Source organism: Rhodanobacter sp. OR87 (assembly GCF_000473345.1).
Taxonomy (GTDB): Bacteria; Pseudomonadota; Gammaproteobacteria; order Xanthomonadales; family Rhodanobacteraceae; genus Rhodanobacter; species Rhodanobacter denitrificans.
Genome location: NZ_AXBJ01000001.1, coordinates 340,481 through 356,210, shown reverse-complemented (window position 1 = coordinate 356,210; position 15,730 = coordinate 340,481). Strand labels below are relative to the sequence as shown.

Sequence of the window (15,730 nt, the reverse complement as noted above, 5' to 3'; positions counted from 1 at the left end):
TCGGACTCTGATGCGGGGTGGAGCAGTCTGGCAGCTCGTCGGGCTCATAACCCGAAGGTCGCAGGTTCGAATCCTGCCCCCGCTACCAGATCTTTCTTGGTGCAAGAAAGCCTCCTCGTGAGGCTTTTTTGTTGGGCGCAAGGATGCGTCGTGCCGGGTCGCCGCTGGCGGTCACGTGCGCCGGAAAGAGCTGCTTGAGGAGGAGGAACATCGGCGAGATAGGGAAATGGGCCGTTGGAGCCCATTTTTTGTTTCTGCTGTTCTGGAAGAGTGATCCGGGAAGGCTACCCATGGATACGCAGGCACTGGCACAACGTTTCAGCGAGGTACTGGTCGATCTGGGCCTGGAATGCCTCGGCGTGGAGTTCACCCCGTCGCACGGGCAGAGTACCCTGCGCGTCTACCTGGATTTGCTGGACAGGGAAACGGGCGACGGCGAACGCCGTGAGGTCGGCATCGAGGATTGCGAGACCGCGAGCCGCGAATTGTCCGCCCTGCTGGACGTGGAGGATCCGATTCCCGGCCACTACGTGCTGGAAGTTTCCTCGCCGGGCCTGGATCGGCCGCTGTTCAACGCCGCACAGTTTGCGCGGGCGGGCGGGCAGGAAGTGAAGGTGCTGCTGAAGGCGCCGCTGGAAGGCCGTCGTCGCCTGCGCGGCAAGCTGGTTTCGGCCGAAGGCGGGCGCGTTGTGCTGGAAGCCGAAGGCAAGACGTTCGAATTCGAGCACGCGCTGGTGGAAAGCGCGCGTGTGGTACCGGACTGGGTGGCGCTCGGTTACGCGCCGCAGCCCAAGCGCGGCGGCAAGGCGCCCGGCAAGAAGTGATCAGTGCGGCCATCCACGGCCGCGTTCCAAATTTTGCGTTTCGGGACGAACGCAACAATTCAAACATCGGCATCCGGACGGGGTGCCTACGGAGTTGCAGCAATGAGCAAAGAACTTTTGCTGGTCGTCGACGCGGTCGCCAATGAAAAGGGCGTGCCGCTGGAAGTGATTTTCGAGGCGATGGAGGCCGCGCTGGCCTCGGCCGCGAAGAAGCGCTATCCGGACGAGGAGCCGGACATCCGCGTGTCGATCGACCACAACACCGGCGAATACGAGACGTTCCGTCGCTGGGAAGTCATCGCCGACGACGGCGAGATGGAATCGCCGTCGTATCAGCTGCGCCTGATGGACGCGCTGGACGAGCGCGCCGACGCCAAGGTGGGCGAGTACATCGAGCATCAGATCGAGAACGCCGAATTCGGCCGCATCGCCGCGCAGGCCGCGAAGCAGGTGATCGTGCAGCGCGTGCGCGAAGCCGAGCGCCAGCAGGTGGTCGACGCCTTCGCCGATCGCGTGGGTGAACTGGTCACCGGTATCGTCAAGCGCGTCGAGCGCGGCAACATCTACCTCGACCTGGGCAGCAACGCCGAGGCGTTCATCCCGCGCGACAAGACCATTCCGCGCGAATCGGCCCGCGTCGGCGACCGCGTGCGCGGCTACCTGTACGAAGTGCGCTCCGAGGCCCGCGGCCCGCAGCTGTTCGTGTCGCGCGCGGCGCCGGAATTCATGATCGAGCTGTTCAAGCTGGAAGTGCCGGAGGTCGGCCAGGGCCTGGTCGAGATCAAGGGCTGCGCGCGCGATCCGGGCGATCGCGCCAAGATCGCCGTGCTGGCCCACGACAGCCGCACCGATCCGATCGGTGCCTGCATCGGCATGCGCGGTTCGCGCGTGCAGGCGGTCTCCAACGACCTCAACGGCGAGCGCGTCGACATCATCCTGTGGCACGAGAACCAGGCGCAGTACGTCATCAACGCGATGGCGCCGGCCGAAGTGCAGTCCATCATCATGGACGAGGAAAAGCACTCGATGGACATCGCGGTGGCCGAGGACAAGCTGTCCCAGGCGATCGGCCGGGGTGGCCAGAACGTGCGTCTCGCCAGCAAGCTGACCGGCTGGCAGCTCAACGTGATGACCCAGGACCAGGTCACCGCCAAGAGCGAGTCCGAGCAGGAGGCTGCGCGCCAGCTGTTCATGGACAAGCTCGAAGTGGACCAGGAGATCGCCGTGATCCTCGTGCAGGAGGGCTTCTCCAGCATCGAGGAAATCGCCTATGTGCCCAGCGCCGAGTTGCTCGCGGTGGAGGGCTTCGATGAGGACATCGTCGAGGAACTGCGCGCCCGCGCCCGCGACGCGCTGCTGACCGAGGCACTGGCGGTGGAGGAGGGCGTCGACGAACATCAGCCTTCCGAAGAACTGCTGGCGCTGGAGGGCATGGACGAGGAGACCGCCTTTGCACTGGCCGCGCGTGCGGTGACCACGGTCGACGACCTGGCCGACCTGGCGGTGGACGACCTGATCGACATCGAAGGCATGGACGAAGAGCGTGCCGCGGCACTGATCATGGCTGCACGTGCGCCGATGATCGCGCGACTGGAGAAGGGTGGCTAACCGCGGGCGGCGGCAACCCCGGAGGGGTTGCCGGGAAAGGCTTCCTCCGAAGCCTTTCACCACGGATGGAGGTGGCGGCGCAGATGATGCCGCACAGACGATAGGCGCGGGAACGGCGGAGCAAAGAACACGATGTCGGACGTCACGATCAAACAACTCGCCCAGGTGCTGGGTATGCCGGTCGACAAGCTGCTGACCCAGCTTGGCGAGGCAGGCATGAAATTCTCCGACCAGGAGCAGGTCATCAGCAGCACCGAGAAGGTGAAGCTGCTCGGCTTCCTGCGCCGCACGCATGGCAAGAGCGAAGCCGCCGCCGAGGTCGACGACAGCGCACCACGCCAGATCACCCTGAAGCGCCGCACGGTCGGCGAGCTGAAGGTGGCTGCGCCGGGCGGCCGCGGTGCCACGGGTGCAGCCAAGACGGTCAATGTCGAGGTGCGCGCCAAACGCACCTACGTCAAGCGCAGCGTGATCGCCGAGGAAGCCAGCGCCGAGCCCGAACGCGAGGATGCCGTGCGCAAGCTGCAGGAATCGCAGCAGCAGCGCGAGCAGGAAGAGCGCGAGCGGACCGAGGCCGAGCAGCGCCGCCAGGCGGAGGCGCAGCACGCCCTGGACGAACAGCGCCGGAGAGCCGAGAAAGAGCAGCACGAGGTGGAGCCGGCCGGCCCAGTCGAGCCGGCCGTGGTCGAGCACGTCGAGGCGACGCCGGAGCCGGCGGCCGAGGCGGCGCCCGTGGCCGCCGGCGATGACGCGGCGGCAGCCGTCCAGCGCATCGACCAGCGCGACCTGGGCATGATCCTGCCGCGCATCCATGAGCCGCGCAAACGCGAAAAGCCGGTCAAGCCGGCCGCGGCTCCCGCTGCACCGGTCGCCCCCGCGGCGCGTGCCGTGGTGGCCGGTGGTGCCGTTGCTCCGACCGCTGCCGGCGATGCCGGTCGCGGCAAGCCCAAGCATCCGCGCGAGCGCAATGACAGCGTCGGCAGCAAGGAAGACCGCGACGCCGGCAAGCGCTTTGCCGGCGGGCAGATGCATTTGAGCGAGGCCGACCGGGCCCGCCGCTCTTCCAGCAGCAAGCGCGGCAAGCCGGGCCGCAGCGGCGGCCGCGAGCCGTTGCGCGGGGGCGGCGCTGGGCCGACCGGCCCTCACGGCTTCTCGCGGCCCACCGCGCCGGTGGTGCGTGAAGTGGTGGTGGGCGATACCAACGTCGTCGCCGAGTTGGCGCAGAAGATGGCGGTCAAGGGCTCCGAGGTGGTCAAGGCGCTGTTCAAGATGGGCGTGATGGCGACCATCAATCAGACCGTCGACCACGACACCGCGGTGCTGGTGGTCGAGGAGCTCGGCCACACGCCGGTGGCGGACAACCAGAACAACGCCGAGGAGACGCTGGCGGCGCATACCCAGACCATCGAGCTGGAGGGCGAGAAGGTCTCGCGGCCGCCGGTGGTGACGATCATGGGTCACGTCGATCACGGCAAGACCTCGCTGCTCGACTACATCCGCCGCACCAAGGTCGCGTCGGGCGAGGCCGGCGGGATCACCCAGCACATCGGTGCGTACCATGTGCAGACGTCGAAGGGCGTGATCACGTTCCTGGACACGCCGGGCCATGCCGCGTTCACCTCGATGCGTGCCCGTGGCGCGCAATCGACCGACATCGTGATCCTGGTGGTGGCCGCCGACGACGGCGTCAAGCCGCAGACGATCGAAGCGGTCAAGCACGCGCGCGCCGCCAAGGTGCCGTTGATCGTGGCCGTCAACAAGATGGACAAGGACGGCGCGAACCCCGACAACGTCAAGCAGGGCCTTGTGGCACAGGAAGTGGTGCCGGAAGACTGGGGCGGCGACGTGCAGTTCGTGCCGGTGTCGGCCAAGACCGGCATGGGCGTCGAGGACCTGCTCGACGCGATCTCGGTGCAGGCCGAAGTGATGGAATTGAAGGCCGTCGTCGATGGCCGCGCCTCCGGCGTGGTGATCGAATCCAGCCTGGACCGCGGCCGCGGTCCGGTGGCCACCGTGCTGGTGCAGCAGGGCACGCTGCGCAAGGGCGATTTCGTGGTCTGCGGCGTCGAATACGGCCGCATGCGCGCGCTGATCGACGAGACCGGCAAGCAGGTTGCCGAAGCCGGCCCGTCGATCCCGGTGCAGGTGCTGGGCCTGTCCGGAGTGCCGGAAACCGGCGACGATTTCGTTGCCGTCGAGGACGAGCGCCTGGCTCGCGAGGTCGCCGAGGAGCGCCAGCTGAAGCGGCGTGAGACGCGGATGGTCAGCAAGAGCAACCGGCTCGAGGACATCATCGCCAAAATGGGCCAGGGCGAGGAGCAGCAGACGCTCAACATCCTGGTCAAGGGCGACGTGCAGGGCTCGGTCGAGGCCTTGCGCGAATCGCTGACCCAGATCGGCAACGATCGCGTACGGGTCAACGTGGTGGCTTCCGGCGTCGGCGGCATCACCGAGTCCGATGCCACCTTGGCCGCCGCCTCGAAGGCGTTGGTGATCGGCTTCAACGTGCGTGCCGACGCCTCGGCGCGCAAGGTGATCGAGACCAACGGTCTGGATGTGCGTTATTTCTCGATCATCTACGACGTGATCGACCAGGTGACCCAGGCGGCCACCGGCCTGCTCGGCATGGAAGTGCGCGAGGACATCATTGGCACCGCCGAGGTCCGCGACGTGTTCCGCAGCTCGAAATTCGGTGCCGTGGCCGGTTGCATGGTCACCGAGGGTGTGGTCAAGCGCAGCAAGCCGATCCGCGTGCTGCGCGACCACGTGGTGATCTTCGAGGGCGAGCTGGAATCGCTGCGCCGCTTCAAGGACCTCGTCGACGAAGTGCGCAACGGCATGGAGTGCGGCATCGCCGTGAAGCAGTACAACGACGTCAAGCCGGGCGACCAGATCGAGTGCTTCGAACGCACCGAAGTGGCGCGCACGCTTTGACCTTGAGCCCTCTCCTGTCGGGAGAGGGGCGGGGTGGGGTTCACGGTTTGCGCAGCCTTCCCGATGCAGAGTTCACTCAGGTCGGGAACCCTCATCCGCCCCTTCGGGGCACCTTCTCCCGAGGGGAGAAGGAAGATTGTCCTTCGGAGTTTTTCATGCCCTCCCGTGATTTCAAACGTACCGACCGCATTGGTGCCGAACTGCGCCGTGAGCTCGGCTTGCTGGTGCACGCGGCCGTACGCGATCACGGCTTGCCGTCGACCAGCGTGTGCGACGTGGAAATCACCCGTGACCTGGATTGGGCCACGGTATGGGTGACCACGATGCTGCCCGAACAGGGGTTGCCCGCGGTGAAGGCGCTCAACGAGCTGAGCCACGAGATCCGGCATGCGCTGGCACACAGCGGCATGCGCATGCGCCGGGTGCCCGAGCTGAAGTTCAAGTACGACGACTCGGTCGACAAGGGCGAGCGCATCGAATCGCTGCTGCGCCAGCAGGCGCGCGACCTGGCGCCGCCGGGCGGCGACAAGCACGATTGAACCGGTCAGTACGGGGTCCCGCCGAGCCGATGAGCCGCCCGCCGCGCATCCAGTTCCGCGACCTGCATGGCATCGTGCTGCTCGACAAGCCCCGGGGCCTGAGCTCCAACCAGGCGCTGCAAGCCGTGCGGCGGCTGCTGCGCGCGTCCAAGGGCGGCCATACCGGCGCGCTCGATCCGCTGGCCACCGGCCTGCTGCCGCTGTGCTTCGGCGAGGCGACCAAGCTGGCCGGCAGCCTGCTGGGGGCGCGCAAGGCCTATCTGGCCGAGTGCCGGCTCGGCGTCACCACGGAGACAGCCGACAGCGAGGGCGAGGTCGTTCGGCAACGCCCGGTGCCGCAGCTCGGTGCTGCCGCGATCGAGGCGGCGCTGGTCGAGCTGCGCGGGCGTATCCTGCAGGTGCCGCCGATGTACTCCGCGTTGAAGCAGGGCGGCGAGCGGTTGTATGCGAAGGCGCGCCGTGGCGAAACCGTGGAGGTGCCGCCGCGCGAGGTGGAGGTATACCGGCTGGAGCTGCTGGCGCGCGACGGCGACACGCTGCAGTTGCTGGTGGAGTGCGGCTCGGGTACCTACGTCCGCTCGCTGGCGGTGGATCTGGGCGAGGACCTGGGTTGCGGCGCCCATCTGACCGCGCTGCGCCGGATCTGGGTAGAGCCGTTCCGCGAGCCGCAAATGGTGACCCTGGCACAACTGGAGCAGGCGGCGGAACAGGGCGACGAGGCCTTGCTGGCCTGGTTGCTGCCGGTTTCCGCCGGCTTGTCCGATCTGCCGGTATTGCGGCTCGATGAGACGCAGAGCATGGCCATCTCGCGCGGCCAGCAGATCGCGCTGCCGGGCCTGCCGGAAGTCGGGCGCTGCGTGGCGTATGCCAGCGATGGCGCACTGCTGGCGCTGCTGGAAGCCGATGCCGGAGGACGTGCGCGCATCGTGCGCGGCTTCAACCTGCCGCCAGACTGACCGATTTGCTTCGATGAGCCGCCGCGCTCTTGTTGAAACACCGCTCCCATCAGTAGAATAGGCAAGTTATTTCAACGCTTTCACTCAACTAGGCGAAGCTTGCGCTTGCGTCATTGCGATGATGCAAGCGCAAGCTTCGCATCGCCTTTCAAGGAAACGTATACCTCATGTCTCTTACCGCAGAACAAACCGGCAAGATCATCGCTGATTTCGGCCGCGTGCCGAACGACACCGGCTCGACCGAAGTCCAGGTGGCCCTGCTGTCCGCCCGCATCGACCACCTCACCGGCCACTTCAAGGAACACAAGCAGGATCACCATTCCCGTCGTGGCCTGCTGAAACTGGTCAACCAGCGCAAGCGCCTGCTCAGCTATCTGAAGGATCGCGATCTTGCGCGCTATCAGACCCTGATCGAACGCCTCGGCCTGCGTCGGTAATTCGTGCGGGAGTAGTTTGTGCGTTCGTCCGTGAACGCTGAGATCAAGAAGCGGCCATCCTTGGTCGCACTCTCATATAAAACTCAGGAATTCCAACGTGGCAAAAGTAACCAAGTCATTCCAGTACGGTAATCACGAAGTCACACTGGAGACGGGCGAAATTGCCCGCCAGGCATCCGGTGCGGTGATGGTCAGCATGGGAGGCACGGTGGTGCTGGTCACCGCCGTGGCCGCCGCCAAGCAGAAGGAAGGCCAGGACTTCTTCCCGCTCACCGTCGACTACGTGGAGAAGTTCTATTCCGCCGGCCGCATTCCGGGCGGCTTCTTCAAGCGCGAGGGCCGTCCGACCGAGAAGGAGACGCTCACCTCGCGCCTGATCGATCGTCCGGTGCGTCCGCTGTTCCCGGAAGATTTCAAGAACGAAGTGCAGGTCATCGCGCAGGTCGTCTCGCTCAACCCCGAGGTCGACGGCGACATCCCGGCGCTGCTCGGTGCTTCCGCCGCGCTGAGCCTGGCCGGCATCCCGTTCAAGGGCCCGATCGGCGCCGCCCGCGTCGGTTACGCCGATGGCAAGTACCTGCTGAACCCGTCGGCCACCGAACTGAAGACCTCCCAGTTGGACCTGGTCGTCGCCGGTACCGCCGGCGCCGTGCTGATGGTGGAATCCGAAGCGCAGCTGCTGTCCGAGGACGTGATGCTCGGCGCGGTGATGTTCGGCCATCAGCAGATGCAGACCGCGATCCGCGCGATCGCCGAGCTGGCCACCGAGGCCGGCAAGCCGTCGTGGGAATGGCAGGCACCGGCCCGCAACGAATCGCTGGTTGCCGCCGTCAAGGGCGCTGTCGGCGATCAGCTGGCCGCCGCGTTCCAGGTGCGCGACAAGCTGGAGCGTCGCGACGCGATCTCCGCGATCAAGGCCGATGTACTGGCCGGGCTCAAGGCGCAGGCCGAAGAGAACGGCTGGTCCGCCGCCGCGATGGCCAAGGAATTCGAGGAACTCGAATACCACACCCTGCGCGACAGCGTGCTGAAGACCAAGGTACGCATCGACGGCCGCCAGCTGGACGACGTGCGCGCGATCACCGCCCGCGTCGGTGTGCTGCCGCGCACGCATGGCTCAGCGCTGTTCACCCGCGGCGAGACGCAGGCGCTGGTCGTGGTCACGCTGGGTACCACGCGCGACGCGCAGATCATCGACGCGCCCGGCGGCGAGTCGAAGGATCCGTTCCTGTTCCATTACAACTTTCCGCCGTTCTCGGTGGGCGAGGCCGGCCGCTTCGGTGCGCCGAAGCGTCGCGAGATCGGCCACGGCCGCCTCGCCAAGCGCGGCGTGCAGGCGGTGAAGCCGAGCATCGAGGCGTTCCCGTACGTGCTGCGCGTGGTCTCGGAAATCACCGAGTCCAACGGCTCCTCGTCGATGGCCTCGGTGTGCGGCTCCTCGCTGGCAATGATGGATGCCGGCGTGCCACTGAAGGCGCCGGTGGCCGGCATCGCGATGGGCCTGGTCAAGGAAGGCGGCGACTTCGTCGTGCTTTCGGACATCCTGGGCGACGAGGATCACCTCGGCGACATGGACTTCAAGGTGGCCGGCAGCGCCGAGGGCATTTCCGCGTTGCAGATGGACATCAAGATCGACGGCATCACCGAGGAGATCATGAAGGTGGCGCTGGCCCAGGCCAAGCGCGGTCGCCTGCATATCCTCGGCGAGATGAACAAGGCGATCAGCACCGCCCGCGCGGAAATGAGCGAGTACGCCCCGCGCCTGATCACCATCAAGATCCACCCGGACAAGATCCGCGAAGTGATCGGCAAGGGCGGCGCCACCATCCGCTCGATCACCGAGGAGACCGGCACCACCATCGACATCAGCGACGACGGCACCATCATCATCGGTTCGGTCAATCGCGACGCGGGTGAAACCGCCAGGAAGCGCATCGAGCAGATCGTCTCCGACGTCGAACCGGGCCGCATCTACGAAGGCAAGGTGGCCAAGCTGATGGACTTCGGCGCCTTCGTCACGATCATGCCGGGCAAGGATGGCCTGGTGCACGTGTCGCAGATCTCCGACGAGCGTGTCGAGAAGGTATCCGACAAGCTGAAGGAAGGCGACATCGTCAAGGTCAAGGTGCTCGAAGTGGACAAGCAGGGCCGCATCCGCCTGTCGATGAAGGCGGTGACCGAGGAAGAGCGCGCCGGCGTCTGAATTGTCCCGGACAAGGCGGTTCCGCAAGGCCCGGCCGATGCCGGGCCTTGTACGTTTCGGCGCCGGTGATTTTGTGCAACACGCTTTTGCTAGGATGGATGGATCTTGCAGGAGAATGCACCGATGGTCGACCCGGCAAACGATTTCATCAGGGATTACCAGGCGCTGGCACAGCAGTCGTGGGATGCCTGGGCGCGCCAGTTCCAGCAGCAGCCCGCCGCCAATCCGTTTGCGCCACCGCCGGCGCCGGTCGCCGGCAACGACATGGTGGAACGCACGCTGGCTGGCCTGAAGGGCTACTTCGACTGGATGCAGGCGGCCGCTGCCGGCAGCGCGGCTCCGTCGCCCGGCAGCGACTGGCGCCAGCAACTGCAGCAGATGTTCGGCGGCGCCCAGCAGCCGTTTGCGCAGGCGTTCGGCGGCATCGACAGCGCCGGTGCGGAAGGCTTCATGCGGCAATGGCAGTCCTGGCTGCAGGCAGCCCGCCCCGCCGGTTTCGGCGACCTGCCGGGCATGCGCGGGCCGACACCGGCGTTCGGCCTGAATCGCGAGCAGCAGATGCAGCAGCAGGCGCTGGCCACGGCCTTGCTGGAGTCGATGCGGGCATCCGTCCGCTACCAGGAACTGATCCAGCGCGCCAACACGCAAGGCATGCAGCGCCTGCAGGACAAGCTGGCCGAACCGGGCCGCCAGATCGACTCGCTGAAGGGGCTGTACGACTTGTGGGTGGATGCCTCGGAAGAGGCCTATGCCGAGATCGCGTTGTCCGACGAGTTCCGCGAGGTCTACGGCGAGATGGTCAACACGCAGATGCGCGTGCGCCAGTTGCAACAGCAGCAGACTGAACAGCTGTGCCAGCAGCTCGGCGTGCCGACGCGCAGCGAGGTGTCCAGCCTCGGCGAGCGGCTGCAGGCCTTGCGCCGTGAGTTCCGCGCCAGTCGTGCCGGTGCGTCCGTCGACCGTGACGACGAGATCGTGGCGCTGCGCCGGGAACTGGCGGCGCTGAAACGCCAGCTGGCCGGCGGCCAAGCCGCAGCGCCGGCGACGAGCAAGGCCGCGCCCTCGAAGGCCGCGGCGGCGGCAAGGAAGACGTCGGCAAAAGCGGTCCGCAAACCTGCCGCCGCAGCCGTTCCCAGCCCGCGCAAGCGCAAGTAAAGGAGGCTCGTCATGCAGACGCCGATGCGCATCGACCCGGCCAAAGTACTGGCCGACATCGCCACGTTCCAGCGCAAGCTCACCGCCGGCATGGCGAACCTGCGCAACATGCACGAGCCCGAGTACGCCAACACTCCGCGCGAGCTGGTCTACAGCGAGGACAAGCTGAAGGTGTGGCACTTCACCGGCCTCGGCAAGGCGACGGCGAAGACCCCGTTGCTGATCGTCTACGCGCTGGTCAACACGGTGTGGATGACCGACCTGCAGGCCGACCGCTCGATGGTGCGCAACCTGCTGGAGCAGGGTGAGGACGTCTACCTGATCGACTGGGGCTATCCCGACGGCGCGGACCGCTGGCTGACCCTGGACGACTACATCAACGGCTATCTCGACCGCTGCGTCGATGCGGTGCGCACGCGTCACGGCCTGGAGGCGATCAACCTGCTGGGCATCTGCCAGGGCGGTGCGTTCTCGCTGTGCTACACCGCGCTGCACCCGGACAAGGTGAAGAACCTGATCACCATGGTCACCCCGGTGGATTTCCACACGCCGGACAACATGCTGTCGCACTGGTGCCGCCGCATGGACGTGGACCTGTTCGTCGACACCATGGGCAACATCCCTGCCGGGCTGATGAACTATGTCTATCTGACCCTGAAGCCGCTGCGGCTGAACCAGCAGAAGTACATCGGCATGGTCGACATCCTCGACAATCCGGTCGAGCTGGAGAACTTCCTGCGCATGGAGCGCTGGATCTTCGACTCGCCCGATCAGGCTGGCGAAGCGTTCCGCCAGTTCATCAAGGATTTCTACCAGGGCAACAAGCTGGTCAAGGGCACGCTCCAGATCGGCGGCCGGACGGTGGACTTGGGGCTGATCACCCAGCCGGTGCTGAACATCTTCGCCGAGCAGGACCACCTGGTGCCGCCGGATGCCTCACGCGCACTGGGCAAGCACGTCGGCACCGCCGACTACACCCAGCTCGCGTTCAAGGGCGGCCACATCGGCATCTACGTGTCCAGCCGCGCGCAGCGCGAAGTGCCGCCGGCGATCCACCAGTGGCTGCGCCAGCGCGACTGAATCGCCCTCGTCCGTCGTGCGCAAGGCGTGCACGACGGGCGATAATGGCCGGATGATCATCGCCGCCGAAACCCACGACTCCATCCGCGCCGTGCAGTGGCAGGGCGACCACCTGCGCCTGCTCGACCAGCGCCTGCTGCCCGGTGAGGAACGCTGGATCGACTGCCGCGACGCCGCGCAGGTCACCCAGGCCATTCGCGACCTGGCCGTGCGCGGCGCACCGGCGATCGGCATTGCCGCGGCGTGGGGCGTGGCGATGGCGGCGCAGCAAGGCGCACCGCTGGAGCCGGTGCTGGCCATGCTGCGCGCCGCGCGTCCCACCGCGGTGAACCTGATGTGGGCGCTGGACCGGATGAAGAAACGCATCGCGGCCGGTGCCGATGCCGGCGCACTGCTGCGCGAGGCGCAGGCGATCCAGAATGAAGACCTTGCCGCGAACCGCCGGATGGGCGAACTGGGAGCCGCGCTGATCTCGACCGGTTCGGGCGTGCTGACCCATTGCAATACTGGCTCGCTGGCCACGGCCGGCTACGGCACTGCACTTGGCGTGATTCGTGCCGGCGTGGCGGCGGGGCGGATCGCGCGCGTCTACGCCGGCGAAACCCGGCCGTGGCAACAGGGTGCCCGACTGACCATGTGGGAACTGGTGCGCGACGGCATCCCGGCACAGCTGATCGCCGATTCCGCCGCCGCGCATCTGATGAAGTCCGGTGCGGTGCAATGGGTGATCGTCGGCGCTGACCGGATCGCCGCGAACGGCGATACCGCGAACAAGATCGGCACCTACCAGCTGGCAATCGCGGCGAAGTACCACGGCGTGAAGTTCATGGTGGTGGCGCCGTCTTCCACCGTCGACATGGCCACCGGCAGCGGTGAGGAAATCGAGATCGAACTGCGCGACCCGGCCGAACTGCTCAGCACCGGCGGCCGCCGCACCGTGGTCGAAGGAGCGCAGGCGTGGAACCCGGTGTTCGACGTGGCGCCGGCGGAACTGATCGACGCCATTGTCACCGAGCGCGGCGTGATCGAGCGGCCGAACAGTATCGCCATGCAGGCCATGTTCGGCTGCTGAGCCTGCCGGACTGGATGTTTTTTAGCGGCTGGGGGCGCGTCGCCGGCAAGCGTGGCGGAAGCGTGGCTGCTCAATTTGTCGACAGTCTGCGCGGATGGTCGCGGGAGTGTGAAGGCGTCGATATAAATATCTGATTCTAAAGGGTTAAATCCTGTCTTTTTGATGTCGCCCATGCTATACTTTCAAGGTTGATTTCGGGTCGCATGGCGCATGCGCTTGAGGCGCGGTGCCAGCACCCTTTTTTCGTTATCAGGGAAGCCGATTGATGGCAGAGCTCGCCAAAGAAGTGATTCGCGTCAACATCGAAGACGAGATGCGCCAGAGCTACCTCGATTACGCCATGAGCGTGATCGTGGGCCGCGCACTCCCGGATGTGCGTGACGGCCTGAAACCCGTGCATCGCCGCGTACTGTTCGCGATGAACGAACTCGGCAACGTATGGAACAAGCCGTACAAGAAGTCGGCCCGCGTGGTCGGTGACGTCATCGGCAAATACCATCCGCATGGCGACCAGTCGGTATACGATGCGATCGTGCGCATGGCGCAGCCGTTCTCGCTGCGCTACCTGCTGGTCGACGGCCAGGGCAACTTCGGTTCGGTCGACGGCGACAGCGCCGCGGCGATGCGCTACACCGAAGTGCGCATGTCGCGGCTCACCCACGAGCTGCTGGCCGACATCGACAAGGAAACCGTCGACTTCGGCCCGAACTACGACGAAAGCGAGCACGAACCGCTGGTGCTGCCCACGCGCGTGCCGAACCTGCTGGTGAACGGTTCGGCCGGCATCGCGGTCGGCATGGCCACCAACATCCCGCCGCACAACCTCAACGAGGTGATCGCGGCGACGATCGCGTTGATCGACGAGCCCACGCTCTCGATCGACGAGTTGATGCACTACATCCCGGGCCCGGACTTCCCGACCCACGGCATCATCAACGGTTCTTCCGGCATCATCGAGGCGTACCGCACCGGTCGCGGCCGCATCCTGGTGCGCGCGAAGGCCGAGATCGAGACCGAGTCGAATGGCCGCGAGACGATCATCGTCCACGAGCTGCCGTACCAGGTGAACAAGGCGCGGCTGATCGAGAAAATCGCCGAGCTGGTCAAGGAGAAGAAGCTCGAAGGCATCAGCGAACTGCGCGACGAGTCCGACAAGGACGGCATGCGCGTCGTCATCGAGATCCGCAAGGACGCGATGGGCGACGTGGTGCTGAACAACCTGTTCCAGCAGACCCAGCTGCAGGTAACGTTCGGCATCAACATGGTGGCCCTGCTGGACGGCCAGCCGAAGCTGCTCAACCTCAAGGACATCCTCGAGGCGTTCATCCGCCATCGGCGCGAGGTGGTCACCCGCCGCACCATTTTCGACCTGCGCAAGGCGCGCGCCCGTGCGCACATCCTGGAAGGCCTCACCGTCGCGCTGGCGAACATCGACGAGATGATCGAGTTGATCAAGACCTCGTCGTCGCCGGCGGAGGCACGTGAGCGCATGGTGGCGCGGCGCTGGGAAGCGGGCCTGGTGCGGGCCCTGCTGTCCGCCACCGGCGCCGACGCATCGCGCCCGGAAGACATGGATCCGCGCGACGGGTTGAAAGACGACGGCTATCAGCTGTCCGAGGCGCAGGCGCTGGAAATCCTGGCGATGCGGCTGCACCGCCTCACCGGGCTGGAACAGGAAAAGCTCTCCGACGAGTACCGGCAGATCCTGGAGACCATCCGCGGCCTGATCGAGATCCTGGAGAACCCGAACCGCCTGCTCGAAGTGATCCGCGAGGAACTGGAGGCGGTCAAGGCGGAGTTCGGCGATGCGCGGCGCACCGAGATCCAGCATTCGCAGGAAGACCTCAACGTCCTCGACCTGATTGCGCCGGAGGACATGGTGGTCACGCTGTCGCACACCGGCTACGTCAAGCGCCAGCCGGCCAGCACGTATCGCGCCCAGAGGCGCGGCGGCAAGGGTCGCTCGGCCTCGGCGCTGAAGGACGAGGACGTGGTCGAGCAGCTGTGGGTGGTCAACACGCACGACACGCTGCTCACCTTCACCAGCACCGGCCGCGTCTACTGGCTCAAGGTCTACCAGATCCCGGAGGCAGGCCCGGGCGCGCGCGGCAAGCCGATCATCAACCTGCTGCCGCTGGGCGAGGGCGAAAAGGTGCAGGCAGTGCTGCCGGTGCGCGAATATAGCGACGACCGTTACGTGTTCTTCGCTACCCGTCACGGCACGGTCAAGAAGACGCCGCTGACCGAGTTCGCCTATCAGCTGCAGAAGGGCAAGCAGGCGATCAAGCTCGACGAGGGCGATGCGCTGGTCAACGTGGAGCTCACCGACGGCAACAGCGACATCCTGCTGTTCGCCTCCAACGGCAAGGTCAACCGCTTCGACGAGAACACCGTGCGCTCGATGGGGCGCACGGCCACCGGCGTGCGCGGCATGAAGCTGGTTGGCGGCGCCGAGGTGGTGTCGCTGATCGTCGCGGCGGAAGGCGACATCCTCACGGCTACTGCACGCGGTTACGGCAAGCGTACCGAGCTGGCCGAGTTCGCCAAGAAGGGGCGTGGCACCCAGGGCGTGATCGGCATCCAGTGCTCCGAGCGCAACGGCGCGCTGGTTGCCGCGGTGCAGGTCACCGAGGCGCACGAGCTGATGCTGATTTCCGACCAGGGCACCCTGGTGCGTACCCGCGTGGCCGAGGTCTCGCAGCTCGGCCGCAATACCCAGGGCGTCACCCTGATCCGGCTGCCTGCGGACGAAACGCTGGTCAGCGTGATGCGGCTGGATGCGGAAGAGGACAACGGCGAGGATGCCGAGGTCGTCGAGCCTTCGGCCGCCAACGAGTGAATCCAAGCCACGCCTGAAACGAGAAAAACCCCGGCACGCCGGGGTTTTTCTCTGGGCGGAGGGTGTCGCGGGGCCCATTCCAT

The 15,730-nt window shown here is 66.2% G+C and carries 11 protein-coding genes and 1 tRNA gene; all 12 read left to right on the top strand.

Annotated elements, in window-relative coordinates; all coding sequences use genetic code 11:
* The first annotated feature begins 11 nt into the window (after positions 1–11).
* The 12 genes from RHOOR87_RS0101550 (at position 12) to gyrA (ending at position 15,647) form a co-directional block, all read left to right on the top strand.
* Positions 12–88, top strand: a tRNA-Met gene (locus RHOOR87_RS0101550).
* A gap of 202 nt (positions 89–290) precedes the next feature.
* Complete coding sequence (gene rimP, locus RHOOR87_RS0101545; protein WP_007513223.1) at positions 291–824, top strand: ribosome maturation factor RimP; 534 nt, start codon at positions 291–293, stop codon at positions 822–824.
* A gap of 102 nt (positions 825–926) precedes the next feature.
* Positions 927–2,432: a transcription termination factor NusA gene (gene nusA, locus RHOOR87_RS0101540; protein WP_007513225.1), complete on the top strand. Its 1,506-nt coding sequence runs from the start codon at positions 927–929 to the stop codon at positions 2,430–2,432.
* Positions 2,433–2,564: 132 nt separating this feature from the next.
* Positions 2,565–5,366, top strand: coding sequence for a translation initiation factor IF-2 (gene infB, locus RHOOR87_RS0101535; RefSeq protein ID WP_027484022.1), 2,802 nt, complete (start codon positions 2,565–2,567; stop codon positions 5,364–5,366).
* A gap of 155 nt (positions 5,367–5,521) precedes the next feature.
* Positions 5,522–5,905, top strand: a complete 384-nt coding sequence (rbfA, locus tag RHOOR87_RS0101530) for a 30S ribosome-binding factor RbfA (RefSeq protein ID WP_007513229.1) — start codon at positions 5,522–5,524, stop codon at positions 5,903–5,905.
* 29 nt (positions 5,906–5,934) lie between these two features.
* A complete protein-coding gene (gene truB, locus RHOOR87_RS0101525; protein WP_027484021.1) occupies positions 5,935–6,861 on the top strand; it encodes a tRNA pseudouridine(55) synthase TruB in 927 nt (308 codons plus the stop codon).
* 167 nt (positions 6,862–7,028) lie between these two features.
* Positions 7,029–7,298, top strand: coding sequence for a 30S ribosomal protein S15 (gene rpsO / locus RHOOR87_RS0101520; protein WP_007513234.1), 270 nt, complete (start codon positions 7,029–7,031; stop codon positions 7,296–7,298).
* A 97-nt stretch (positions 7,299–7,395) separates the two neighbouring features.
* Entirely contained in the window at positions 7,396–9,501 is a 2,106-nt protein-coding gene (pnp, locus tag RHOOR87_RS0101515; protein ID WP_027484020.1) for a polyribonucleotide nucleotidyltransferase, read from the top strand.
* A gap of 123 nt (positions 9,502–9,624) precedes the next feature.
* Positions 9,625–10,656, top strand: coding sequence for a poly(R)-hydroxyalkanoic acid synthase subunit PhaE (locus RHOOR87_RS0101510; protein ID WP_007513238.1), 1,032 nt, complete (start codon positions 9,625–9,627; stop codon positions 10,654–10,656).
* Positions 10,657–10,668: 12 nt separating this feature from the next.
* Positions 10,669–11,736 carry a class III poly(R)-hydroxyalkanoic acid synthase subunit PhaC gene (locus RHOOR87_RS0101505; protein ID WP_027484019.1) on the top strand — a complete coding sequence of 356 codons (1,068 nt, stop codon included), beginning with the start codon at positions 10,669–10,671 and terminating at the stop codon, positions 11,734–11,736.
* Positions 11,737–11,788: 52 nt separating this feature from the next.
* Positions 11,789–12,808, top strand: a complete 1,020-nt coding sequence (mtnA, locus tag RHOOR87_RS0101500) for an S-methyl-5-thioribose-1-phosphate isomerase (RefSeq protein WP_015447422.1) — start codon at positions 11,789–11,791, stop codon at positions 12,806–12,808.
* 265 nt (positions 12,809–13,073) lie between these two features.
* On the top strand, positions 13,074–15,647 hold the full coding sequence (gyrA, locus tag RHOOR87_RS0101495) for a DNA gyrase subunit A (RefSeq protein WP_027484018.1): 2,574 nt from the start codon (positions 13,074–13,076) through the stop codon (positions 15,645–15,647).
* The last annotated feature ends 83 nt before the right edge of the window (positions 15,648–15,730 follow it).

Bases quoted from the DNA above. Each gene is read 5' to 3' on its own strand.
- rimP (WP_007513223.1), top strand. From the start codon at position 291: ATGGATACGCAGGCACTGGCACAACGTTTCAGCGAGGTACTGGTCGAT.
- nusA (WP_007513225.1), top strand. From the start codon at position 927: ATGAGCAAAGAACTTTTGCTGGTCGTCGACGCGGTCGCCAATGAAAAG.
- RHOOR87_RS0101505 (WP_027484019.1), top strand. From the start codon at position 10,669: ATGCAGACGCCGATGCGCATCGACCCGGCCAAAGTACTGGCCGACATC.
- RHOOR87_RS0101510 (WP_007513238.1), top strand. From the start codon at position 9,625: ATGGTCGACCCGGCAAACGATTTCATCAGGGATTACCAGGCGCTGGCA.
- rpsO (WP_007513234.1), top strand. From the start codon at position 7,029: ATGTCTCTTACCGCAGAACAAACCGGCAAGATCATCGCTGATTTCGGC.
- rbfA (WP_007513229.1), top strand. From the start codon at position 5,522: ATGCCCTCCCGTGATTTCAAACGTACCGACCGCATTGGTGCCGAACTG.
- mtnA (WP_015447422.1), top strand. From the start codon at position 11,789: ATGATCATCGCCGCCGAAACCCACGACTCCATCCGCGCCGTGCAGTGG.
- gyrA (WP_027484018.1), top strand. From the start codon at position 13,074: ATGGCAGAGCTCGCCAAAGAAGTGATTCGCGTCAACATCGAAGACGAG.
- truB (WP_027484021.1), top strand. From the start codon at position 5,935: ATGAGCCGCCCGCCGCGCATCCAGTTCCGCGACCTGCATGGCATCGTG.
- infB (WP_027484022.1), top strand. From the start codon at position 2,565: ATGTCGGACGTCACGATCAAACAACTCGCCCAGGTGCTGGGTATGCCG.